The organism is Mesorhizobium sp. WSM4823, assembly GCF_055811195.1.
Map to the genome: position 1 here is coordinate 504362 of NZ_JBVVQL010000001.1, position 23381 is coordinate 527742.

Here is a 23381-nt window from a genome sequence, read left to right on the forward strand (position 1 = left end):
ACTTTGGTCTGATTTGGGCCTACTATTGCCCCACGCGGGGGGGCGCCGCGCGCGCCTACCCCCCCCCCGCCCCCCCACCCCCCCCCCCCCCCGCCGCGGCCCCCCCCCCCCCCGAACTCGAACATGCCGCCGCCATCCTTCATCCCAAGCTCGGCGCCCCGTTTCGCGATGTGCTTGGCAAGGGTGCCGCGCTCATTCCCTCGTCGAAGAAACGTGGCGGTCTCGGCGTGCCGCTCGACATTCCGCTCGGCCACAAGGATGCGGCGCGGGTGCGCAGCCATTTCGACGGCATGGAGGTTCGCATTCCCGATGCACCACGTGCCGACGAGATCGTCGTCGCCATCGCGGTGACCGATTCCGGCAGGCCCCATCCGCGCGTCGGCGGGCTGACCAAGGACAAGGTCGTCGGCAAGGATGGCGTCAGCTAAACGTCGCTATCCCTGAATAACTTCAGGAACCCTTATTGCCGGTGGCGTGTTGCGGCTTCGGCGGGTCTGTACCACGCCGTCGATAACGACCATTCCGATCCCCGGAAGGTTGCCCTGCGCCACGCTGTCGAGCATCCCGTCTCCGGCGCCGCCGATCGCCTGGTCGATGAAGATCAGGTCGGCGGCGCGGCCGACTTCGATCATGCCGCGATCATGCAATCCGCGTACGCGCGCTGTGTTGCCGCTGGCAAAGCAGAACGCCACTTCCGGCGCGACGCCGCCCAGCGAAGCCAGCATGGTGAGGATCCGCAGGATGCCGAGCGGCTGCACGCCGGACCCGGCCGGGCTGTCGGTGCCGACGATGATGCGCGAAAGTTCGCCGCGCTGCCTGGCGAGGTCGAGCACGAACAGTCCGGTCCGTAGATTGCCGTTGTGGACGATTTCCAGCGCTCGCGAGCCATTCTCGCAGATCTGCCGGATTTCCGCTTCGGGCAGTGCCGTCGGGCCGCCGTTGACGTGCGCGACAATGTCGGCATCGACCTCCAGCACGACCTCCGCACCGATGCGGCCGGAGCCGGGCAGGGACGGCCCACCGGTGTGGGTCATCGAGGTCATGCCGTATTTACGCGCCCACGCGACCATCTGCCGTCCGGTCGGCCCGTCCTTGACGCCGCCGAGGCCGACCTCGCCGACAAGCGTCACGCCGGCTTCGGCGAGGTAGCGGAAGTCCTCCTCGACCAGGCCGGGCTCCAGAATCGGCGCACCGGCCAGTATCTTCATCCCACTCGGGCGGAAGTTGGAAAAAGTCCGCTGCGCGGCGATGGCAAGCGCCTTCAATCCGACCAGGTCGCGCGGACGGCCCGGCGTGTGGACCTCTCCCGCCGAGATCATGGTGGTGACCCCGCCATGCACGGTCGAATCCATCCAGCCGATCTGGTTCTGCCGCGGCGTCCAGTCGCCGGCCACCGGATGGACGTGATTGTCGATCAGGCCCGGAGCGACCGCCGAGCCGCCTGCATCGATCACGGTGTCGGCTGCACCGACGTCAAGCGCTCCGGCTTTGCCGATGGCGGTGATCTTGCCGTCGACCGCGATGATCGTGTCGGCGTCGAGGATCGGGCGGTCGAGATCGCCCGAGAGGACCAGGCCGATGTTGCGCACGACAAGCGTGTTGGATTTCGGGTCGAGCGACATCGGCACCTCGTCTGTTATCTCAGGGGAATGTTTCGGGACGCGCGTTATTTCCCGCCGTCGCCATTCGATGGATCGTCGTCATTGATTCGGTTGAGCAGGCGAAGCAGCGTCGCCTGTTCGGCGGGCGAAAGCGGCGACAGAAAACGCCGGCCGACTTCGACGCTGCGCTCGAGCCGGTCGAGTGTGTATCTGGTGCCTTTGTCGGTCAGCGCGATCATCGACAGGCGCTGGTCGGTATCGGAAGCGCTGCGGGTAATCAGTCCATTCTTGAGAAGCTTGCGAACGACGATGCTGATGGTCGAGGGGTCCATCGCGGTCAGCCGTCCCAAATGGTTCTGCGAGACCTCGCCATGCTTGAGTACGGTAGCGAGGGCGGCGAATTGCGTCGGTGAAAGATCCTCGCCGGCCATGACTTGCTGGAAGCGCAGCGTCGCGCGCTGGTGTGCCCGGCGGATCACGTGCGCCGGATGACGGTCTAGCTCGTAGCCGGTTTTCGCGTATCGCTGCAGCACTTGTTCGCGGCTCAGCGGCTTGGAACTGTCGCCCGGCCCTTTGGGTGCCGCACTTTCGGGTTGCGATTCGATGTCAGTCGTCACGCCGGGACTCCTCTGGTCGCTATCTCGGATGCCTCAGGCTCGAAAAAGCTCAAGCCGCAACACTCGCCGGTTGAAGCGACGTCCCGTCGCGAAGGGCTGCGACGACGCTTGCCGAATCGCTGACCACGCCGAAATGCGTCGCTATGTCGTAGAGCGAACTCTCCTGCTCGCGCGGTCCCGTCGCCGCACAGCAATCGCTTGGCACCACCACTTCATAACCCTGGAAAAAGGCATCATGGACGGTCGAGCGCACGCAGATGTTGGTGACCACGCCGAAGATGACCAATTGCTCGACCTGCATATCCTTAAGCGTCAGGTCGAGATCGGTTTGAAAAAATGCCGAATAACGCCGCTTGATCACGTGGATTTCATCGTCGCGGGCACCGAGATCCTCGATGATCTCAGGGCCCCAGCTACCCTCAAGACAATGTGGCGTGCGCTTCACCCATTCGCGCTCGCGGCGCATGCCGGCCCGGTGGGTGTCGTGCACCCAGATAACCGGCACACCGCTGGCGCGCGCGGCCTCGATGATCGCCAATTGCGGTGCAACCAGCGTCTCGTATCCCGGCAGCACCATGGCCCCGCCGGGTTTGCAAAATTCATTGACCATGTCGATGACGATAATTGCTGCGCGTTGCCGATCGAGGCGTATCGCGTCATCGTGCCGATGTGAGGAAAAACTGTCCACGGGCATGGCGAGCTCCTTTGGTCGATCGTTGATACTCATACAAAAAACCGTCGCAGATGCGAAGTCAATCCCGATAGGGACAAAGGCTGGTCGCCGAGTGTGCGTAGGCCCACCGACAAAGGTCTGAGCCGTTTTCCGATGCGAAATGACCATTGACAAGGTTCCGCAATCGGGTGTTCGATTTGTATGACCATCAACGATATTCAATTCGCTGAATCTGCTGCGCCGAGGGCTGAGACATGAAGACGATCGTCACCGGATCCAGCGGTCTGCTTGGCCGTCATGTGGCTGCGGCGCTCGTCGCTGCCGGCCATGATGTGCTGGGCATTGATGCCGTAGCGCCGGGTGACGTGGCATGGCGGCATGCGAGCGCCGACCTGATGGACCTGGGATCGGCGCTGCAGCTGGTGCGCGATTGCGACGCTGTGGTGCATGTCGCGGCCATCCCGCGCCCGACCGGACGGGCCGGCGGCGAGGTGTTCAAGACCAATATCGCGACCGCCTACAATGTCGTCGAGGCGGCTGTCATGGCTGGCGCCACGCGCTTCGTCTATGCCTCGTCGTTCAGCGTTTTTGGCTATCCTTTCTTCGAGAAGCCGGTGCGCCCATCCTACCTGCCGGTCGATATGGACCATCCGGTCGGTGCGCAGGATCCATACGGCCTGTCGAAATGGCTCGGCGAGGAGATCGTCGACGCTGCGGTGCGCCGCGGCGCGTTCTCGGCTGTCAGCATTCGTATGCCATGGATCCAGACCCCGGGTTCGTTTTTCGCCGGCGTCGGGCCACGTCGCGCCACTGCCGACAGCGCCCGCGACCTGTGGAGCTATCTCGACGCACGCGACGCTGGGCAAGGCTTCCTGCAGGCGCTGGAATGGCAAGGCGACGGTCATCTCCGCATCCTGCTGAGCGCAGCCGACACGTTCATGGAAGAGGAGACGGAGCCGCTGGTGCGCCGCGTCTACCCGGATGTCGCGCTGTCGCGGCCGATCGCCGGCCATGGCGCCGTGCTCGATACGGCCCATGCGCGCGAAACGATCGGCTTCGAGGCAAGCCATTCATGGCGCTCGTACCCAAAGCCGGAGTCTGGCAAATGAAGCGATTCGACGAAAAGAGCGTGCTCGTCACCGGTGGCGCAGGCGCGATCGGCAGTGCGGCGGTAAGGCGCTTCCTCGATGAGGGTGCGCGCGTCGCCATTGTCGACCGCAACGGCGCTGCGGCACAGGCACTGGCTCGGTTCCTCGGCGAGCATGCGATCGCGGTCGAAGCCGACGTCGCCGACGAGGCAGATGTGCGGCGCGCCGTTGCAACCACGGTCGAGACGTTCGGCAGGCTCGATGCCGTGTTCAACAATGCCGGCATTTCCGGCGTCGTCGCGCCGGTTCACGAGCTGCCTGTCGAGGACTGGGACACCATCATCCGCATCAATCTGCGCGGCATGTTCCTCGTCCTGCAGGCGTCGCTTCGGGCGATGATCGGGGCCGGCAATGGCGGCTCGATCGTCAATATGGGCTCGTCCATGGCCGGCTGGGACGTGCTCGCGGGCGGCGCCGGTTATGTCGCCTCAAAACATGGCGTGGTCGGCTTGACGCGGGTCGCGGCCATCGATGCCGCGCCCTACGGCATACGCGTCAACGCCATCTGCCCCGGCGTGATCGAAACGACGCTCGGCGTGCCGGCCAGCGACGGTGATTTCAAGAGCAGCGTGCAGCATTTTGCCGACCGCATCCCGCTGCGCCGCATCGGCCAGCCCGACGACGTCGCGGCCGCCGTGGCCTTCCTGGCTTCCGAAGAGGCCAGACACGTCACCGGCGCGGATTGGCTGATCGATGGCGGCCAGACTTTGCAGAGCTGGGCCAATGCGCCAGCCGGCGGCGCGTTTCCGAAATTCAGGTAGGTCGTCCTCATAAGGCGCCATTTGGCACAACAGTGGCCGTGCTGGCGCCGAGACGATCAATGCCATAACAATCCAACCGCGCCACTCGATGGGCTGGATCACGGAGGACCGGATGGCGACGGGACGTTGTCTCTGCGGCGGTGTGCACTACGAGATCGCGGGCGAGCTTACTCAGCCGATCGCCTGTCACTGCTCACAATGTTCGCGCACCAGCGGCAACTTTGCCGCCATGGCAGCCTGTAAGTCGGTGGACCTCAGGCTTTCGGCCTCCGAGACCCTGAGTTGGTACCAGTCATCGGAAAATGTCCAACGCGGCTTCTGCTCACGTTGCGGCGGCAATTTGTTCTGGAAGGCCGCGCCGGGCGTGGAAACATATGTCACGGTCGGGACCCTCGATCGGCCGACCGGCCTTCGTCTCGGCGAACACATCTATGTCGGCTCGAAATCCGACTTTTACGATCTGACCGACGGTCTGCCTCAGAAACACGAGTGGTAGGAAGCGGCTTCGCAACGTCCGTTCGAACGTTATTTGCCTGCCGGTCATCAAACGCAGCGCTGACTTTCTTCCATTCGCATCGAGATTGGGTCGAGCGTTCTTTGATCGTGACGACCTGCATGTCACCGTAAGGGCCTGATCCAGCCTGAAGGAGGTTGACCATGGCCAGGATTGTACCCGTGCTCGATCTCAGCCGTCTCGAACAGGGCGCATCGGAGCGTCGGACCTTTCTGTTCGACCTGCGCATGGCGGCGCGCGATGTCGGCTTCTTTTACCTCAGCGGCCATGGAATTTCAGCCGTGGAGACCGATGAGGTGCTCGATGCCTCGCGTCGGTTCTTTGCCTTGCCTGAAGCCGACAAGCTGGCCATCGAAATGGTCAAGTCCCCGCAATTCCGCGGCTACACGCGCACCGGTGGCGAACTGACCAGGGGAAAGGCCGACTGGCGCGAACAGCTCGACATCGGCGTCGAGCGCCGACCCATTACACAGGGGCGGGGCGTTCCTGCCTGGACGCGGCTGCAAGGGCCGAACCAATGGCCTTCGGCCCTGCCGGAACTCGAGCCGGCGCTGCTGGCATGGCAGACCAGGGCGACGGCGGTGGCGATCCGCCTGCTGAAGGCATTCGCGTCGTCGCTCGACCAGGCCGAGGACGCTTTCGATCCGATCTATAGCGGTGAGCCCAACCATCGCATGAAGATCGTGCGCTATCCCGGACGCGACGCAACCGGCGACGACCAAGGCGTCGGCGCGCACAAGGACGGCGGGTTCCTGACGCTCCTGCTTCAGGACGAGAACAAGGGGCTGCAGGTCGAATATGACGGAAGCTGGGTGAATGTGGATCCAATCGCCGGAACGCTGGTGGTCAACATCGGCGAGCTCCTCGAACTGGCGTCGAACGGTTATCTCAGGGCGACGGTGCACCGTGTCGTCACGCCGCCGGCCGGCGTCGAGCGGATCTCAGTTCCGTTCTTCTTCAGCGCCCGGCTCGATGCGACGATCCCGTTGCTCACTCTGCCTGAAGAACTGGCTGCCGAAGCACGCGGACCGGCGAGCGACCCGGACAATCCGCTGTTTCGCGATGTCGGGACCAATGTGCTGAAAAGCCGCCTGCGCTCGCATCCTGACGTGGCGCGTCGGCACTATGCAGATCTCCTCGAGACGAGGACGTCACCGGTCTGAAGCGTCGGAGCAGTAGAACAGAAGTTTTCGTCATTCCGGCTGCTTTGGAATTTTATTCGTCGCCAGCGCTCCCAAACAGGTTCAAACAAGTAAAACCGTTCGGCGGTTTCCTCCCATTCCGCTGAACGGTGTTCCCCTCTGAAGGTTGTAACCTTCTTTTGGCCGGGCCGCATTCGAGCCCGGCCTTTTTTCGTGCGGTTTCGGCATATCAGCTGTCGGTCCTCGAATCATGAAACTGGGAACGGGACTGCCGGCTTTGCCGTAAACGATCCATATGCGCCTGCCTTCCACACTGCGGCGCGTAGGAGGCCGCAGATGCACAAAAACGCGCGATCGAAAAAACCGGGTGACGTCGCATGACGGCCGACGCCCTGTTGTCGCCGGCAACGCTATCCGGCTTCGTGTTCGGCCTCGGGCTGATCTTTTCCCTCGGGCCCCAGAACCTAATGCTTATCCAGGCAGGATTGACGCGCAGTCATCCTTTCGCGGTCGCTTCCACGGGCTACGTCTCGGAGATCGCCCTGGTGACCATGGGAATCGGCGGATTTGGAACGCTGCTGACCGACAATCCCGCGATCTCCGGCATGCTGCAGGCCGCATGCGCCGGATTTCTCGCCTGGTGGGGCGCGCGCACCTTGCTCGCGGTCAACGGGACATCCCGCATGGAGACAGTTGCGTCAGGCCGCAAATCCCGATTGCGTGCGATAGGTTCGATGCTTGCCGTCACCTGGCTCAATCCACTGGCCTGGTTCGAGGCGATGTTTCTCGTCGGCGCGCTCTCATTCAGCTATGGCAGCGGGGAACAGGCGGGGTTCGCCGCCGGGTTCCTCGCCGCCTCCGCAATCAAGTTCTATGGCTGGAGCCTGGCCGGGGTGAGCCTGTCCCGCCACTTGGATAGCCCGGTCTACCGCAAGCGGATGGACGCGGTCGCAGGTCTCGTTCTGATCCTGGCAGCCCTCCTCCTGGCTGCAAACATCCTGAACGGGGCTTGAGCGGTAACCGCCATACCAACGATGGCCCGCCGCACATCGTCTTCAGCGCCTGTGCCGAACAAGATAGGGTTCGACCAAGGCGCGTATTTCCGCGGCGGGCGCCGCTTCGCCGGCAGTATCCAGCGCTCGTTCGTAGCGTACATACTCGTCGACAGCGGCTTCGAAATCACGGCGTGCCAGCCGCTCCTTGATCAGCGCCTTGCAGACGGATCCGGCATCCGGATAAAGGTCCAACGTCCTCAGATAGATCGAGCGCGCTTCATGGGCGTTGCCGGTTGCCTCGAGCCGCTGGCCGACCCGCAATCCGAAATCGATCAGGTCGCGGCGGACTTTTTCGGCGGCAGCGAACGACCAGAAACTGGCTCGCTCGTGCAGAAACAGCGGACCGGGAAATGCGCGGAAGAGCGCCTCGGCGTCCGGGCGCAGTCCGGCAGCGTCGCCATTGGTGGTCGTGACGGCCTTCAGCCGTGCATCCCAGTCGGCAAGGTCGACCCAGACCTTGTCCGACGCGAGGCGAAGCTTGCCTTCGCGCTGCGCGATGAGATCAGTCCGCCCGAGCAGCTTACGCAGCCGATGCAGCGCCTGCTCGCAAGCCGCCCGCGCCTGATCGCCGTCGAGGTCGGGCCACAGCCAGTCCTGAAGCGTCTCCAGCGAGCAGGTGTTGTCTTTCGAGATCGCCAGCACTCGCAGGATGTCGAGGGCCTTCGTCGGTGGCTTGGCGCCGAGAGGAAGAGGCTTTCCATCGAGTTCGAGCCGAAAGCCTCCAAGAACGTGGACCTTGAGCGGCCAAGGCCAGGCCGCGGGCCGCCGCTGCGGCGCGTCCAGCCGGCGTTCGCCGATCAGCGACCGGCAAAGTTTCGGTTCGATGCCGCGGTCCAGCGCGTCGCCAAGCAGTTCGGCGAGCAAGTCAGGAACGTTGAGGAGCACCATTGGCCAGCTGACGTCGCGGATCGCTTCAATAAAGGCCTTCAGCCGGTCGCCATAGTGCGGATTCTGGTCCCACAGGTTCTCCAGCGCGACTGCTGCCAGAATGCATATCTCGGTCCGTTTGCGGGCGCCGCCGTTCAGCCGCGGCAGCAGGTCGCGGAGAAAAGTGGCGGCATCGCGCGGCTTCCTGTCGGCCAGCAGCACTTGGAACTTTGTGATATAGTGCGCCCAGCGCTCGACCATCGGCTCGTTGGCGGCCTCGCTCGCCGCCATGAAGCGCTCGCAATCCTGATAGGCGGTCGCGAAATCGCCCTGCCTGGCATGAAGCGTAGCGTAGCAATTGGAGACGACAGCGACCTGCGTGCTGAAACGGCTGTCGGCGGTCTCGGCCAGACGCTCGACCACTTGGTGGAACTCGGCAAAGTCGTTGCGGAACTTCATCTGCATCTGAAGATGATAGAGGCCACCAAACTCCACGCCCTTGAGCGACTCGCGCTCACCGATGGCGATTGCCTCCCGCAACGCCGCTTCGGCCGAAGGATAGGGAAAACCCCGCCTCTTGTAGGGGAAATACCGGCCGCTCTTGGCGCCAAACTCGACCAGCCACATGCCGAGGACCCAAGGCGACACCTCCTTGTCGCTCAAATCCTCGACAACGCTGTCGACGGCCTTCGTGAACAGATCGGCCCGCATGGTCGATACCGAATGCTCGATCAGGGATTCGCTGGCAAGCAGCCGCAAGCTGCTTGGATCGTGCTCGGGATTCCGGGTCAACCGCTCCAGAAGTTCGGATTCCAGCGCTTGTCCGGCCGGGCTGTTGCCATAGTAGTCGTCGCCGAAGTTCAGCGCCCGCACCATGCCGATGCGCACCAGCATCGCTTCCTTTGAGGGCAGTTCCGGCAGGCCGCGCTCGATGATTTCGAATGCCCGGCGGGTCCAGGCCGAAAGACCCTCATAGGTTCGCCAGCTATCGGACTTGACTAGCACCGCGCGCGACACCGTGAGGCAAAGCCCGCGCTGATCGTCGGCCTCGCCAAAGGCGTGCCATGCCTTCGATAGCCAGCGCTCTGCCGCGGCATCGTCCGGCATGTGGGCCACGCCCAGCCAATAGAAATGCCAGCCGTTCAGGACAGCTTCCGGCAACCGGCCGACCCATTCGATGAAGGTTGTCCGATGTCCCTGCTCCAGCACGGCCTCGGCCCGGCTCAGCATGAGCTCGCTCGCCCGCTCCCAGTCCTCTGCCTGCAAGGCCAGGTGTATGGCTTCGTCATAACGATCGGCGTCCGCGAGGACCTTTGCCGCCCTTTGCTTGAGCGATTTCTGTTCCTCCGCCGAGATACGCTGTGCGAAGCGTCGGTCGAGGAAGTCTCGCAAGAGGTCGTGCAGGTGGAAAACGTCGCGGCTGTTTTCCGTTCGGGTGACCATTAGTTGCCGCTTGTAGAGCCTGTCTAGCAGTTTTCCCGCTTCGCCCGACCCGATCATCACGTCTGCCAGTTCGGCGCTGATTTCGGGCAGGAGATTGAGTTTCAGCAGCATGTCCTGATCGGCGGCTGGAAGGGAAAGGAAGAAATGTCGGCCGAGGGCGTCCGACAACGCGTTCTGGCCGCCGGGTGCTGCCCCGTTCGTGTCGTCGGGTCCGACTGCCGAGCCGTGATCGGCGAGGAGAGCCAGCCCGATCGCCCAGCCGCGTGCCGCTTCGACGTCCACTGAAACGGCGCCGTTCTTGGAACGCAGCTTGATGAAATCGCGCGCTTCCGATGTCGAGAATTCGAGCGCTCGTCGATCGACAATGGCCATTTGGCCCTTGAGAACCAGGTCACCAAACTCCTCCTGGGGCAGCGTGCGCGAGACGCAGATACAGCGGACCGTCTCGGGAAGTTCACGGAACATCACGGAAAGCACCGCCCGGAATTCGGGCGTGTCGGCGTCATGCAAGTCGTCGAGGACCAGGATGGTGCCGGGCCTTAGCCGCGTGAAATAGGCTCTGAAGAACCGCCTGGCGAACTCCTTCGGCTGCTCGGCATATTCGACGCCAAAGACCGGCATGTTTCCGACCGCAGGCGAGGCGATCGACTGCCCCAGATACTGAAAAAAGCGCGCAATATCCTGGTCGCCCTCGTCGATGCGGAACCACACATGCGGTGCCTCGACACTTTCGAGGTAGTCGATGACTGCCGTCGTCTTGCCGTAGCCGGCCGGCGCGGCCACCCAGCACACGCCCGATCGTGATTTCAGCTCGATCGCTTCGAGGACGCGGTTCCGCCTCAATATCCTAGCGCTGCGTGGTGCCGCCAGCTTGGCGATCCGGCCAGTGCCCGAGAGCGGGCGTCTCGCATCGGCTTCAACGGTGTCTAGGGGCGTCATGGGGGCTCCCGCTCGACCAATTATCCAGCGTCGGTCGTGCCGCCATGACCGTCCCGCCGCCCAGATTGACCTTAGGGTAGCGTAATCACGCGACAATTCGAAGTGGCTTCGCGGATGAAGCGGCAATGGCCGATTCTGGCGGTGCGAACCTCGATGTCCGGGCAACCGGAAACCAGGCCGCAGACTGGGCCGAATTGCGAGAGGGAATGCGCGGGCGGTGGATCCGCCGGCCCATCTTCGACCGAATGGGGCAGAATATCGGATCATTGCTATTTTCTCCGATTGGCGAGCTTGTGGGCTGCCGGGCAGTCCCTTCCAACTCACGCGCTCATCCTGCGCGCGGCGGCATCCGCGCACATCGGTATGGTCACCTAGTTTCCGGGCAGCCAATCTCCTAGTTTTCGCGGATTTGCCTAGTTTTTAATCATGCCCAGTGCTTCGCAGATGAAGCGGCAATGGCCGATTTCGGGCTGCGGACCTACCGGAAATCGGAAGCAGCCCGGGCCGAATTGCAAGAGGGAGCAGGCGACCGGTGAATTCCGCACTCCATCTTCGACAGTCCACTCCAGCGGCCCGCGCGCGGATCCTCCGCGCTGCCGCGCGCGATCGTGCGGGGCGCGCAGCCGATCGAGAGATAGCCTTTTTCGAGGAGCGGATGTCGGGGGAGATGATAACGGTCGAGATAGGCCTCGATCTGCTGGCGGGTGAAGCGGGCGAGCGGATCGATCTTCAGGCGTCCGTCAGTCTGCTCGAGTGTCGGAACATCCGCGCGAAGCCCGCCATGATATCGCTTGCGACCGGAAATCCAGGCCTTGAAACCGGCCAGGGTATTTTCGAGCGGCAGAACCTTGCGGATGTGGCAGCATCGGTCCGGATCGCGGCCGTGCAGCGATCCAGCGCCGTCGAGCGCACGCAAGGCATCCGCCTGAGGCCTGACGACGCGCAGATCGGTGAGGCCGAGCAGACGTGTCAACTGAGCGCGATAGGCGATCGTTTCCGAAGAACCCTGAGCGGATCGAGCATCCGCCCTTCGCGCGTTGCCATCAGGAATTCCGGATTCCCCGGTATCGGCCCGCCGATATGAAAGCGCCCCACCTCGCGCACGCCGGCCACCTCAGGCAGCCCGACCGCGACGACACGAGCGCTCAGCCGCCAATTGGGGATCTGGTCTTCAGCAAGTGCCGGAGTCGGCAGCAGGCCGAAAAGCATCGCCGCCGTCGCCATATTCCAGAGAGAAGAAAACCCAAACAGCGCGAACCATCGCCGGGGCTGACGAATTCCGGCAAAGTCAGCTCGGGGTACTGTACGGCCCTTTCGCATCGCGACGTTTCCTGCATCGGCAGTTGTGCACGCGTGATGGTGCTTATCGGCCGAGACTTTGACACGCCCGCGCATACGGATGACTTACGGATTCCGTCGTGGTTCACAGCACTTCGCCGGCATCGCCAAGCATGGCGCCTATGCAAACCCATTGGCAAAGCCGTATCGTGACGCATTGAAGTTGCCGCCGAGTGATCGCAATGTCCCGAACCATCAGAACGCTCGCACTCGAGGAAGTGGAAACCCTTGTCGACTGGGCGGCAGCGGAAGGCTGGAATCCCGGCCTCGGCGATGCCGTGGCGTTCCAGGCGGCGGATCCCGAGTGCTTCATCGGCGTCTTTGTCGATGGCGAGATGGTGGCCGGAATTTCGGCCGTCGCCTATGGTGACGATTTCGGCTTCATCGGTCTCTACATCTGTCGGCCTGACAGGCGCGGCGAGGGCCATGGCAGGGCGGTCTGGGATGCCGGCATGGCGCGGCTCGGCAACCGCACGATCGGCCTCGATGGTGTTTTCGAACAGCAGGCCAATTACCGCAGCATGGGCTTTGCGCCAGCCTACCAAACGATACGGTTCGTCGGAGCGCCGAACAGTCCGGCAGAAGCCGACGGCGGCATTCGCGCCATAGGCCCGGAACTCTTGGCCGATATCCTGGACTACGATAGCCGGTTCTTTCCCGCACCGAGACGATCCTTCCTCGAACGCTGGCTGCGCCCGCCGCATGTGGCGCTTGCGATCGTCAGGGGCGGCGCGATCGAGGGATACGGCGTCGCGCGCCGATGCCGGGACGGTTGCAAGATCGGGCCGCTCTTTGCCAACAGCCTGGATGCGGCAAGCCGTCTCTTCGCGGCGCTCGCCGGCGTCTCCGGACCCGGAAATATCCATCTCGATGTTCCCGAGAGCAGTGGAGACTTTGCAACCTGGCTGACGTCGGCGGGTTTCCAGCCGGGCTTCGAAACGGCTCGAATGTACAAGGGAAAAGCGCCGCAGCTCATGCAGTCCGGGGTCTTTGCGATAACGACCTTAGAGCTGGGCTGAGAGAGGTCGACTAGAGCCCCTCATCCAGCCGATCGCGCAGCATGCTTAGGGGAAGTAGCATGTTGGGTGCATGCCGCATCAAGCCGTGGAACGGGATCGGCGACGGCGGCGCAAACGGCAGCGGCAAGTCCTGCGGCTTCGCGCCATCAGCCCAATCGGCAAGCGCCTTGCCCATGCTTGTCGTCATGGCGATGCCGCGCCCGTTGCAGGCAAAGCCCGCGATCAGGCCAGGCCCAAGATCGAAGAGGTGCGGCAGGAAATCGGGCTCGACGGCGGCCATCCCCGACCAGCTGTAGGCGAGCGGCGGGATTTCCGGGAGATCGAGGTGTTTTGCCAGCCGGCGCCAGATCGCATGCGGCGCCCGCGCGTCGGCACCGGGACCAAGAATATGCATGCCGCCGGTTATCAGCCTGTTTTCGCCATCGAAGCGGAAGGTGAAAAGATTGCGCCTGGTGTCGCCGACGCCTTGCCCGCCGGGAAGCAGGCGAGTGCGGTATTCGCGCGGCAGCGGCGCCGTCGCGATCTGGAAGATTTTGAGCGGAAAGTAGGTTCGCTCAAGCGTGCGGTTTAGCGGCCCGCCATAGGCGTTGGTTGCAATCAGCACCTTTCCGGCGCGCACCGAACCGGAGGGCGTCTTCAAAACCCAGCCATCCCCTGCGCGATCGATCGATATCACACGCGTATGCTCGAAGAGGCGCGCGCCGGCTTTTTCCGCCGCATCAGCGAGCCCGCGCGCATATTCGACCGGATTGAGGACGCCGCCCGAACGGTCCATCCAGCCGCCGACATAACCGCGAACGCCGGTCAGCTCTTCGACTGCCCGCCTGTCCAGCGTAATAGCCGGTCTTCCGCGCCTCGCCCATTGTTCGGCGCGAGATCTGGTTTTTTCGAGAGCGGCCTGCGAATGGGCCGGTTGTATCCATCCGCTCTGGACTGCATCGCACTCGATGCCGTGCCGCCTGATCAGGTCGAAGACGAAGTCGGCGCTGCCGGCCGCGAAATCGATGAGGCGTTCGCCGCGTTCGGGGCCGAGCTTGGCAATGATATCGTCTGGATCCCTTTTCGCGAAATTCGGCACCACGAAGCCGGCATTCCTGCCGGTTGCTCCCCAGGCGATGATTTCCGCTTCGAGGACGGCGACCGAGATGCCTTTCTCGGCGCTGTGCAGCGCGGTGGAAAGACCTGAGAAACCGCCGCCGACGATTGCCAGTTCGACATCGAGTGCGCCTTCGAGGGCGGGCCGGTCCCGGAGACAGCGGCTGACGGCATGCCAAAGGGAAACGCCGGGTGACGCGGCAACGTCGATCATGACTTGGCAATGCTCTCGTCCGGAGCCTCTTTCGCACGTTTGCCGAACCTTGCACGCCGCGGCCTGTCGCCAAACAGGCCGTTCGGCCTGACCAGAAGGATGACGCACAGCATCACGCCGATCGCGACGATCTGCAGCGAAGCGGCGCGTGCCTGCTGTTCCGGCGAGAACAAGACGCTGGTCAAGGCTCCCGATCCGGCCCATATCGCCCAGACCAGGATGCTGCCGATGACGGCACCTGTGTTGCTGCCCGAACCGCCGACGATCAGCATCACCCAGACCTGGAAAGTCAGTGCCGGCAAATAATTGTCCGGCGCGATGAACCCTGTGAAATGCGCCTGCAACGCGCCGGCCAATGCCATGATGGCCCCGCCGACGGCAAAGGCCTGGACACGATAGAACCGCGCGCTTTTACCCAGGGATATCGCGGCCTGCTCATCCTCGCGGAGCGCCTTCAATACGCGCCCCCACGGGCTGCGCGACAGACGCTCCAGCGCGAGATAGACGATCAGTGTCACCACCGAGACGACGGCAAGGTTCGACAGGTTGAACAGCAACGGCGTCTCGGCTAGGCCGCCGAAAGGACGCGGGATGAAGCCGATGCCGAACGGGCCGCCGGTCAGTTTTTGGGCGTTGAGCGCCACCAGCTGCACGACGACGGCCACGCCGAAGGTGGTGATTGCCAGATAGTCGGATCTCAGGCGCAGCGTGGCGATGCCAGTGATCGCGGCGGCGATGCCGCCCACCAGCATGGCGCCGAGCCAGCCGACAAGGATCGGCAGGCCGAAGCCGCCGAGCCGCGCAGCATCATCGGGCGTGGTCAACAGTGCCGACGTGTAGGCGCCGATGGCGACGAAGCCGGCGACTCCGACATTGAAAAGTCCGGTCAGCCCCCATTGCAGGTTGAGCCCGAGCGTGACGAGCGAGAAGATCAGCGCGGTGGTCAGGAAGAAAGCGCCATAGCCGAGCAAATCCATCAGCGTTCTCTCACTCCGAAAAGGCCGATGGGCCGCACGAACAGCACGGTCATCAGGATGATGAAGGAGATGGCCGCCCGCCATTCGGCGCCGATCAACTGCACCGCGCCCGCTTCCGCGAGACCGATGATCAAGCCGCCGAGGACAGCACCAGGCACGCTGCCGATGCCCCCGAGGATGGCGGCCGCGAACATCGGCAGCAGCATGTCGAAACCCATGAATGGGCGGATCTGTATCAGAATGCCGATCATGACGCCGGCGACACAGGCAAGCGCTCCGCCGACGATCCAGGTAACGCGCACGACCCTGGCGACGTCGATGCCGACAATGCGGGCCAATGCCGCGTTCTGGCTCAATGCCTGCATGGAACGGCCGGTCTGGGTGCGGGTCATCAGGAGATGCACGCCGAGCACCAGAACGGCGGTCAGCAGCAGCAGCGCGATCTGGTCGGGGGTGATGCGAATGCCGAAGCCGACCGGCATGGCGATCTGGATCGCCCGGCTGAAATAGGTCGGTCGCGAGGTGAAGATGAATTCGAGCAGGCTTCTCAGCGCCATCGAGGCGCCGAAGCTCGCCATCACCACGATGATCGCCTGGCCCTTGGCGCGCAGCCGCGCGAAAAGCACCAAGTCGAGCAGCAGCGCCAGCAGGCCGGTGATCGCCATGCCGAGCACCACCGCGGCGATCAGCGGCCAGCCGAAGGAGAGGGGAGCGATCGGCGCGATCTTGCCGAACATCGCGCCGATGGCGCCGACGACGGCGAGCGTCGCATAGGCGCCCCAGGCCATGAAGTCGCCATGCGCGAAGTTCGAGAAGCGCAGGATCGAATAGGTGAGCGTCACGCCTATGGCACCGAGGCCGATCATCGAACCTGCCAGCAGTCCGTCGACGACAAATTGCAGGTTCATGCTGCGCTGCCTTTGCCGGAGGGCCGGTCTCTTTCAGGATCGAGGCGGCGCTGGCCAAGGTAGAGCTCGGCGACGACCGGATCGTCCCAGAGCTCGGAGGCGACACCCTCGTGTCGGTCCTTGCCTTCGACCAGCACATAGGCGCGATCGCCGATGGCTAGCGCTGCCTTGGCGTTCTGTTCGACCAGGAGAATAGTGACGCCGGATATGCGTATACCGGCCAGCATCTCGAACACCATCGCCACGAATTTCGGCGACAGGCCGGCCGACGGCTCGTCGAGCACCAGCACCTTGGGATGGACGATCAATGCCCGGGCGACAGCCAGCATCTGCCGCTGTCCGCCCGAAAGGTTGCCGGCGACGGTCCTGCGTTGACGGGCGAGATCGGCGAAGGCCGCATACATTTCCTCTATGCGGGCAGGGGTCTCGCGCGGCTTCAGTATGCCGCAGGCGACCTTCAGATTGTCCTCGACCGACATCAGCGGAAAGATGTTTTCGGTCTGCGGCACGAATGCTAGGCCGAGGCGGACCATGGTGTGGGCGGGCGCCGCGGTAATGTCCCTGCCGTCCAGCAGGACCGCCCCGCCTGTGACCGGGACAAGGCCGGCGATCGCCTTGATCAGGGTCGACTTGCCGGCGCCGTTAGGGCCTAGAACGACGACGATCTCGCCCTTGTCGACGGTGATCGAGGCGCCGCGCACGATCGGCACGCCCGGCTCGTAGCCGGCTTCGAGATCGCGGACATCGAGTACGGTTTGGCTCATGCCGCGCCCCCGAGATAGGCCTCGATGACGCGCGGGTCGCGTGCCACCTCGTCCGGAGTGCCTTCGCACAGAAGCTGACCGCTCGCCATGACCAGCACGCGATGGCAAAGCCGCGTCACCATATCGATATTGTGCTCGATCAGCAGGAAGGTGATGCCGCTCCTGTTGATGTCGCGGATGCGGTCGATGATGACTTCGAGTAGCGTCGCGTTGACGCCGGCCGCAGGTTCGTCGAGCAGGATGATCGCCGGGTTGGCCATCATGACGCGGGCGAGTTCGAGCAGCTTGCGCTGGCCGCCGGAAAGCACCCGCGCCGGTTCGTGCGCCAGGCGGGCAAGCGTGACGAGCTCGAGCAATTCGATGGCCCTCGTCTCGGCCGTCCGCTCTTCGGCGGCTACCCGCCGAGGCGTCAGGAAGTTGGCGAGCAGCCGTTCTCCGGCCTGTCCTGGCGCGGCCAGCATGACGTTTTCGATCAGCGTCAGGTTGGGCAAAGGCCTGGGAATCTGGAACGTTCGGCCAAGGCCGCGGCCGATGCGGCGATGGGCAGCTTCCCCCGATACGAGTATGCCGTTGAGACGGATTTCGCCGCTGGTCGGCAGGATGCTGCCGGCCAGCAGGTCGAACATCGTCGTCTTGCCGGCGCCGTTCGGTCCGATGAGGCCGAGTATTTCACCCGGCCGAACCTCGAACGAGACATTGTTGACCGCGACGAGGCCGCCGAAGCGCCTGACGACATTCCTGGCCGTCAGAACCGGCGTGCGGATCTCCTCCTGCCTGTCCGTCGTGTCGCTCATCAATCCCTCTGGCCGAAAGCGATCTTCGCCGCCTATAATTTGATCTGTGATCACACTTGCTTTGATCACGCTATTCGGCTTTAATTTCTTCCGCAAGCCGAAAACGGATTGGAAACGGCCAAGAACCGGGATGCCATGCAGAAGGCCGCCATCGAACGGAACAACGAAACGATCGCAGCCCAGCTTACGCCGGTCGGCCGCGAGACCGTGCAGGATCGGGTCTATTCGGAGCTGCGTCGCGCCTTGATCGGCGGCCTTTTCGAGCCGAGCCAGGTGCTGACCATCCGCGGCCTCGCCGAGGCGCTGGTCACCAGCACCATGCCGGTGCGCGAGGCGCTCGGACGGCTGATCACTGAAAAGGCGCTGGAGGCGCTGCCCAACCGCTCCGTGCGGGTCCCGCCGATCACGCTGGAGCGTATCGACGATCTCTTGCGCGCCCGCTCCCTGATCGAGGGCGAAGCCATCGCGCTGGCCGCCACGCGCATGAACCCGCGCCAGATTGCTTCGGTCGAGGCCATGCTCGGCGAGTGGGACGAGATGCGGGCGCTGAAGCACAAGAAGGATATCGACCGCGAGGCGACGCTCAACCAGAGCTTCCACTTCGAGATTTACCGCTGCTGCGGTTCCGCCGTGCTGATCCCGATGATCGAGAGCCTGTGGCTGCAATCCGGACCGTGTATCCGCGTCGCGATCTACGCCTTTTCGGATGCCGGCGAGGTCGATACCGCCCACTACCATCGCAGCATCGTCGCAGCGCTTGCGAGGCAGGATGCGCAAGCGGCGCGCGAGGCGCTGGTGGCCGACATCAGCCGGCCCTTCGCCTTCCTGCGCGACAAGTTGCAATCGGCGAAAGGCCAGACATGACCATGCCCGCTATCAGGATCACCGAGCCACGCTCGAACCTTTCCGTGACGGCGCTGCTGTCGCCTGAAAAGGCACCCGACAATGCTGCCTTCCTGCTGGCATATCTCGACAAGCCGCGCGTCGTTGCCGGCATCCATGCGATGTGGACGGGGCCGGAAATCTCCTGCCCGGTTCCATCAGCGGATATTGAGGGCCAAGCCTATGCCAGGCCGTTGCCGGCGGAGAATGCAACGCTGACGCCGCAGCCGGGCGACATCGTGCTATCCTACGTGCCGCCCCGCATGTGGGGCGGCAATCCGAATGCGATTTTCGACATCGGCTTGTTTTACGGCCAGGGTGCGCGCCTGCTGTTCCCGATCGGCTGGCTTGCCGGCAGCGTGGTCGCGCAGGTGCGTCCCGAGGAGCGCGACCGCTTCGCCGCCGCCTGCGGTGTTATCCGCCGCAACGGCGCCTGCGACATCACCTTCACGCGTGTGGAGATTTGAGAGTGCCTGAGAGCGACGACAGTTTCGAACTCTTCGACCTTCGTGTCGAGGCGGTTATCCCCGCGGGCAAGCCGATCTATTGCGGCGCCAAATCAGGCGATTACTTCGAGCTCAAGGGCGAGATGCTGTCGATGCCGGCGGGGCAGGGTTTTTCGATCTATTCGATATCAGCCGTGTTGCCGCTGCTCGCAGCCAAACAGCGCCCCACCCACAAGAACGACTGGATGACGTCGGACGCCGAGATCGCCTGTCCCGATCCCAATTGCGCCAGCCGGCTGAGGATCGTCAGGACAGGCAAGCGGCGGTTCAGCCATGCCGAAACCACGGCGGTGCCGCTGCCGAAGGAGAATGACCAGAAATGACCGCCAAGGCTTTCGAGCTCAGCCCCGGCTATACGATCTCGCGCGTTATTCGCGGGGGCTGGCAGCTGGCCGGCGGGCACGGCGCGATCGACCGCGAGCAGGCGGTGACCGACCTGATCGCCACCTTCGACGCCGGTATCAGGACCTATGATTGCGCCGATATCTATACCGGCGTCGAGGAACTGATCGGCGCGGCGCGGCTGCGGCTTGCCAATGAGCGCGGTCTCGATGCCGCCGTCAAAATGAAGGTTCACACCAAGCTGGTGCCTGACCTGGAAAGGCTTTCCAATATCAGCCGCGACTACATCAGAGGCATCGTCGACCAGTCGCTGCGGCGGCTGAAGACGGAGCGGCTCGATCTCGTGCAGTTCCACTGGTGGGATTATGCGCTGCCCGGTTACGTCGATGCGATGGGCTGGCTCAACGACCTCCGCCTCGAAGGCAAGGTGCGCAATGTCGGCACCACCAATTTCGACACGCCGCATTTGGCCGAGATCCTGACCGCCGGCGTCCCGCTGGTCAGCCAGCAGTTGCAGTATTCCGTGCTCGATCAGCGGCCGGCCAACAGCCTTGCGGCTCTCGCCAAGCAAAACGGCGTCAGTTTCCTCTGCTATGGTTCGGTGGCGGGCGGCTTCCTGAGCGACAGATGGCTTGATGTCGCCGAGCCGCAGACGCCGCTCGAAAACCGGTCGCTGGTCAAATACAAGCTGATCATCGACGATTTCGGCGGCTGGGAGCTTTTCCAGGAGCTGCTTCGCACACTGAAGGCCGTCGCCGACCGCCATGGCGTCGACATCGCCACCATCGCCAGTGCCTGGGTGCTGGAGCAGCCGCAAGTCGCGGCCGTCATCGTCGGCGCCCGCAACCAGGCGCACGCCCTTGCCAACGCCCGGATTATGGACGTCGCGCTCGATGCCGAGGACCGGGCGCTGATCGCCGCCGTGATAGCGCAAAGCCGCGGCCCCCTGGGCGATGTCTACACGCTGGAGCGCGACCGCCACGGCCGCCACGGCTCGATCATGCACTACAATTTGAACGCAGGCCGGATATGAGCGCCGCCATGGACGAAAAACCCTCTCTGCTTTCCCGCGCAAGCGCCGAGGTCGTCGATCTCCACCGCTTCTTCGTCGACTGGTTCGTTGCAGGGAGCGCGGACAGGGCGGATTTCAGCCGCTTCGAACGCGTCATGGCCGAAGGTTTCCGGATGGTTGCGCCGGACGGCCAGATCCTCGATCGCGACGCAGTGGTCGACCACGTCAGGACAAGCCGCGCTATCTGTGATGACGACTTCACTATTTCGATCGAGGATATCCAGGCCGGCTGGCAGGCCGACGACGCGATCGTCCTCTGCTACGTTGAAACGCAGCAGCGCGCCGGCAAGTACAGCCGCCGTCGCTCGAGTGCCGTTTTCACCACCAGTTCATCGGCGCCCAACGGCGTTGAATGGCGACATCTGCATGAAACCTGGCTGCAGGTGCCGGAAGGTTAACAGGCTCAAGACATCAATGAGAGTCGTGTAACGAAAGGGGAACAACAATGACAAAGACGATACTTCAGATCACCACCGCGCTGGCTCTGCTGACAGCCACCGGTGCAGCGCAAGCCGCCGATTGTAAGATCACGGTCGGCCTCGTCATGGAACTGACCGGCCCGGCCGGCGAATACGGCCAGGCCGGCGCCAAGTCGGTCGAAATGGCCTTCCGCGATATCAACGACGCAGGCGGCGTGCGCGGCTGCGATCTCGCGACCGACACCCGCGACAGCCAGAGTCAGGGCAACATTGCAGTCGACGCCGCAACCCAGCTTGTGCAGGTCAAGAAGGTGCCGGTGATCATCGGCGGCATCATCTCCTCGGTGTCGATTCCGATCCTGACATCGGTCACCGCTCCGGCCAAGATCGTCCAGGTCTCGCCCGCTTCCTCGTCGCCGACGCTGACGGCGCTCGGGCGCGACGGCAGGACCAACGGCATCTTCTTCCGCACCATCACCTCGGATGCGCTGCAGGGCGTCGCCGCAGCCAAATACGCCATCGACAAGGGCTTCAAGAAACTGTCGGTCATCCACGTCAACAACGATTTCGGCGTCAACATGGTGGCGGAGTTCTCGCGCGCCTATAAGGCGCTCGGCGGCACCATCGTCTCCGACACGCCCTATAATGAAAAGCAGTCGAGTTATGCCTCGGAAGTCACGGCGGCAATGGCCGGCGAGCCCGACGGGCTTTATCTCGTCAGTACGCCCGTCGACGGCGCGACCATCGCCCGTACCTGGATTTCGCAGGGCGGTGTCCAGAAATTCCTGCTCAATGATGGCATGAACAGCCCGGACTTCATCGAATCCGTCGGCGCCGATTATTTGAAGGACGCTTATGGCACTTCCTCGGGCACCAGCCCGACCGCATCGACCGAATATTTCACCAAGAACTACAAGGAATTTTCGGGCATCGAACCATCGAACCCGGCCGCCGACCGGTCCTATGATGCCGGCGCCATCGTCGGCTTGGCAATCGCCATTGCCGGCTCCGAGGAGCCGGCCAAGATCAAGGACGCGATGTACAAAGCGGTCGACCCGGCCGGCACGCCGATCTATGCCGGCAAGGACGAGTTCGCCAAGGCGCTCGGCCTGATCAAGGATGGCAAGCCGATCCGCTACGAAGGCGTCATCGGCCCGGTCGCTTTCGACAAATACGGCGACATCACCGGCCCGTTCCGCCTCTGGAAAATCGTCGACGGCAAGGTGACGACCGACGGCGAAATGACGACGGATGACGTCAATGCCCTGCAGGCGAAGCTTCAGTAAGGCGCCTATATCTGTCCGGCATCATTTCATTGAGGTTGATGCCGGACACTTGCATCGTCCTGCTTGTCCCCGAGCGTTCGCCGGTTAGTCCGGGATGGAAACGACCACCGCGCTGGCCGCCGGCATCATCCAGGGACAGGCGTAATAATCGGCAATGCGGTTTATGATCCCGTCGACCGCCTCGATCCGAACCGGATGAGCTGGTTTCCAACCGTCTTCGCCGGGGTGGAGCACGAGCAGCACCGCTTCGCCATCGATCTCGCCAGTCACAATCTTCCAGGTCATTTGGGCATTTTCGTACTCGACAAAATAGGGCGATTCCGACAGCCGGCCCTTGAAGCAATCCGCGACCCGCAATTGGGCATCGGCGCTGGTCAACGCCCGCACGCCGTCCCAGTCACGGCGGTTGAAGAGTTCGACGTAACGGTTGAGCAATTTTGAAAGCTCGGGATCGCGCTGGGTCTCCGAACGGACGATTGGTTCGTTTGGCAGCATCGCCAGCTTGGAGCGGCCACGGCTCAACGCCGCCTTGACGCCACCCACGGTCGAGTCGACGAGGCCGGCGATCTCTTCCAGCGAATAGTCGAACACATCCTTGAGCAGGACGCAGGCGCGTTCCTTGGGCGGCAGGTGGATTACCAGCCGTTCGATCGCGCGATCGGCGCCCTGGCCCGCCGGCTCGACCGGCAGGATGATCTCGTCTTCGACGAAACTGGCCTCCGCACGCTCGCGCGCCTGTCTGCTTCGCAGGAAATCGATGCAGCGATTATGCGCAATGCGAAACAGCCAAGGGCGAAGGGCGCTCGCATCGTCAAGCTTCTCGATCTTCCGATAGGCCTCGAACAGCGCTTCCTGCATGACGTCTTCGCCATCAAGCGTCGAACCTGTCATGCGTGCGCAGTAGCGATGCAATCGTCCACGCAAATGCGCGACCGTCTCCAGGAAGGCGGCGTAGCGGACGTCAAAAAGCCCGGTGGGATCGATTTTTGGCTGCATCTTCATGGC

General features: G+C 63.5%; 25 protein-coding genes. 13 read left to right on the plus strand and 12 right to left on the minus strand.

Annotated features, from left to right (window positions below):
• Nucleotides 1–428: amino acid synthesis family protein (locus tag AC0L26_RS02470; protein ID WP_473631092.1), on the plus strand; the 428-nt coding region annotated here is incomplete at its 5' end.
• A gap of 6 nt (nucleotides 429–434) precedes the next feature.
• Here the strand turns inward: AC0L26_RS02470 and AC0L26_RS02475 are convergent.
• The 3 genes from AC0L26_RS02475 to AC0L26_RS02485 are packed head-to-tail and all read right to left on the minus strand — an operon-like array spanning nucleotide 435 to nucleotide 2912.
• Nucleotides 435–1622, minus strand: coding sequence for an amidohydrolase family protein (locus tag AC0L26_RS02475; protein WP_473631093.1), 1188 nt, complete (start codon nucleotides 1620–1622; stop codon nucleotides 435–437).
• A 44-nt stretch (nucleotides 1623–1666) separates the two neighbouring features.
• Complete coding sequence (locus tag AC0L26_RS02480; protein ID WP_352935927.1) at nucleotides 1667–2218, minus strand: MarR family winged helix-turn-helix transcriptional regulator; 552 nt, start codon at nucleotides 2216–2218, stop codon at nucleotides 1667–1669.
• 49 nt (nucleotides 2219–2267) lie between these two features.
• The gene (locus tag AC0L26_RS02485) at nucleotides 2268–2912 is read right to left on the minus strand and encodes a cysteine hydrolase family protein (RefSeq protein WP_473631521.1); all 645 of its coding nucleotides are present in this window, start codon (nucleotides 2910–2912) and stop codon (nucleotides 2268–2270) included.
• Between the two features lie 233 nt (nucleotides 2913–3145).
• On the opposite strand from AC0L26_RS02485, the gene AC0L26_RS02490 reads away from it, so the two are divergent.
• The 5 genes from AC0L26_RS02490 (at nucleotide 3146) to AC0L26_RS02510 (ending at nucleotide 7469) form a co-directional block, all read left to right on the plus strand.
• Nucleotides 3146–4000, plus strand: a complete 855-nt coding sequence (locus AC0L26_RS02490) for an NAD-dependent epimerase/dehydratase family protein (RefSeq protein WP_473631094.1) — start codon at nucleotides 3146–3148, stop codon at nucleotides 3998–4000.
• On the plus strand, nucleotides 3997–4800 hold the full coding sequence (locus AC0L26_RS02495) for an SDR family NAD(P)-dependent oxidoreductase (protein WP_473631095.1): 804 nt from the start codon (nucleotides 3997–3999) through the stop codon (nucleotides 4798–4800). The genes AC0L26_RS02490 and AC0L26_RS02495 overlap by 4 nt, the downstream gene beginning before the upstream one ends.
• Nucleotides 4801–4912: 112 nt before the next feature.
• Nucleotides 4913–5296 (plus strand): GFA family protein, encoded by a 384-nt coding sequence (locus AC0L26_RS02500; RefSeq protein ID WP_473631096.1) that lies wholly within the window; start codon nucleotides 4913–4915, stop codon nucleotides 5294–5296.
• A gap of 161 nt (nucleotides 5297–5457) precedes the next feature.
• Complete coding sequence (locus tag AC0L26_RS02505; RefSeq protein ID WP_473631097.1) at nucleotides 5458–6477, plus strand: isopenicillin N synthase family dioxygenase; 1020 nt, start codon at nucleotides 5458–5460, stop codon at nucleotides 6475–6477.
• 356 nt (nucleotides 6478–6833) lie between these two features.
• Complete coding sequence (locus tag AC0L26_RS02510; protein WP_473631098.1) at nucleotides 6834–7469, plus strand: LysE/ArgO family amino acid transporter; 636 nt, start codon at nucleotides 6834–6836, stop codon at nucleotides 7467–7469.
• Between the two features lie 42 nt (nucleotides 7470–7511).
• Here AC0L26_RS02510 and AC0L26_RS02515 read toward each other — a convergent pair whose 3' ends face one another.
• From AC0L26_RS02515 to AC0L26_RS02525, 3 genes are all read right to left on the minus strand, one after another.
• The gene (locus AC0L26_RS02515; RefSeq protein ID WP_473631099.1) at nucleotides 7512–10760 is read right to left on the minus strand and encodes a winged helix-turn-helix domain-containing protein; all 3249 of its coding nucleotides are present in this window, start codon (nucleotides 10758–10760) and stop codon (nucleotides 7512–7514) included.
• A 478-nt stretch (nucleotides 10761–11238) separates the two neighbouring features.
• Complete coding sequence (locus AC0L26_RS02520) at nucleotides 11239–11733, minus strand: phosphoadenylyl-sulfate reductase (RefSeq protein WP_473631100.1); 495 nt, start codon at nucleotides 11731–11733, stop codon at nucleotides 11239–11241.
• Nucleotides 11730–12155 (minus strand): hypothetical protein, encoded by a 426-nt coding sequence (locus tag AC0L26_RS02525; RefSeq protein WP_473631101.1) that lies wholly within the window; start codon nucleotides 12153–12155, stop codon nucleotides 11730–11732. Before AC0L26_RS02525 ends, AC0L26_RS02520 begins: the two co-directional genes overlap by 4 nt.
• Nucleotides 12156–12280: 125 nt before the next feature.
• Between AC0L26_RS02525 and AC0L26_RS02530 the strand changes: the two genes are divergently transcribed.
• Nucleotides 12281–13117 carry a GNAT family N-acetyltransferase gene (locus AC0L26_RS02530; RefSeq protein ID WP_473631102.1) on the plus strand — a complete coding sequence of 279 codons (837 nt, stop codon included), beginning with the start codon at nucleotides 12281–12283 and terminating at the stop codon, nucleotides 13115–13117.
• Nucleotides 13118–13127: 10 nt separating this feature from the next.
• Here AC0L26_RS02530 and AC0L26_RS02535 read toward each other — a convergent pair whose 3' ends face one another.
• The 5 genes from AC0L26_RS02535 to AC0L26_RS02555 are packed head-to-tail and all read right to left on the minus strand — an operon-like array spanning nucleotide 13128 to nucleotide 17869.
• Nucleotides 13128–14426 carry an NAD(P)/FAD-dependent oxidoreductase gene (locus AC0L26_RS02535; protein WP_473631103.1) on the minus strand — a complete coding sequence of 433 codons (1299 nt, stop codon included), beginning with the start codon at nucleotides 14424–14426 and terminating at the stop codon, nucleotides 13128–13130.
• On the minus strand, nucleotides 14423–15406 hold the full coding sequence (locus tag AC0L26_RS02540; protein WP_473631522.1) for a branched-chain amino acid ABC transporter permease: 984 nt from the start codon (nucleotides 15404–15406) through the stop codon (nucleotides 14423–14425). The genes AC0L26_RS02535 and AC0L26_RS02540 overlap by 4 nt, the downstream gene beginning before the upstream one ends.
• Nucleotides 15403–16311 (minus strand): branched-chain amino acid ABC transporter permease, encoded by a 909-nt coding sequence (locus tag AC0L26_RS02545; RefSeq protein ID WP_473631104.1) that lies wholly within the window; start codon nucleotides 16309–16311, stop codon nucleotides 15403–15405. The genes AC0L26_RS02540 and AC0L26_RS02545 overlap by 4 nt, the downstream gene beginning before the upstream one ends.
• A complete protein-coding gene (locus tag AC0L26_RS02550) occupies nucleotides 16308–17075 on the minus strand; it encodes an ABC transporter ATP-binding protein (RefSeq protein WP_473631105.1) in 768 nt (255 codons plus the stop codon). The genes AC0L26_RS02545 and AC0L26_RS02550 overlap by 4 nt, the downstream gene beginning before the upstream one ends.
• Nucleotides 17072–17869, minus strand: a complete 798-nt coding sequence (locus AC0L26_RS02555) for an ABC transporter ATP-binding protein (RefSeq protein WP_473631106.1) — start codon at nucleotides 17867–17869, stop codon at nucleotides 17072–17074. Before AC0L26_RS02555 ends, AC0L26_RS02550 begins: the two co-directional genes overlap by 4 nt.
• Before the next feature lie 135 nt (nucleotides 17870–18004).
• Here AC0L26_RS02555 and AC0L26_RS02560 point away from each other — a divergent pair, with 135 nt between their 5' ends.
• The 6 genes from AC0L26_RS02560 to AC0L26_RS02585 are packed head-to-tail and all read left to right on the plus strand — an operon-like array spanning nucleotide 18005 to nucleotide 22376.
• A complete protein-coding gene (locus AC0L26_RS02560; RefSeq protein WP_473631523.1) occupies nucleotides 18005–18733 on the plus strand; it encodes a GntR family transcriptional regulator in 729 nt (242 codons plus the stop codon).
• Entirely contained in the window at nucleotides 18730–19218 is a 489-nt protein-coding gene (locus AC0L26_RS02565) for a DUF3830 family protein (protein ID WP_473631107.1), read from the plus strand. Before AC0L26_RS02560 ends, AC0L26_RS02565 begins: the two co-directional genes overlap by 4 nt.
• A gap of 2 nt (nucleotides 19219–19220) precedes the next feature.
• Nucleotides 19221–19580, plus strand: coding sequence for a TIGR04076 family protein (locus tag AC0L26_RS02570; RefSeq protein ID WP_473631108.1), 360 nt, complete (start codon nucleotides 19221–19223; stop codon nucleotides 19578–19580).
• On the plus strand, nucleotides 19577–20632 hold the full coding sequence (locus AC0L26_RS02575; protein WP_473631109.1) for an aldo/keto reductase: 1056 nt from the start codon (nucleotides 19577–19579) through the stop codon (nucleotides 20630–20632). The genes AC0L26_RS02570 and AC0L26_RS02575 overlap by 4 nt, the downstream gene beginning before the upstream one ends.
• An 8-nt stretch (nucleotides 20633–20640) precedes the next feature.
• Entirely contained in the window at nucleotides 20641–21069 is a 429-nt protein-coding gene (locus AC0L26_RS02580) for a DUF4440 domain-containing protein (RefSeq protein ID WP_473631110.1), read from the plus strand.
• Between the two features lie 47 nt (nucleotides 21070–21116).
• Nucleotides 21117–22376, plus strand: a complete 1260-nt coding sequence (locus AC0L26_RS02585; protein WP_473631111.1) for an ABC transporter substrate-binding protein — start codon at nucleotides 21117–21119, stop codon at nucleotides 22374–22376.
• Between the two features lie 84 nt (nucleotides 22377–22460).
• Here the strand turns inward: AC0L26_RS02585 and AC0L26_RS02590 are convergent, their stop codons facing one another.
• On the minus strand, nucleotides 22461–23378 hold the full coding sequence (locus AC0L26_RS02590; protein WP_473631112.1) for a sigma-70 family RNA polymerase sigma factor: 918 nt from the start codon (nucleotides 23376–23378) through the stop codon (nucleotides 22461–22463).
• Nucleotides 23379–23381 lie beyond the last annotated feature (3 nt).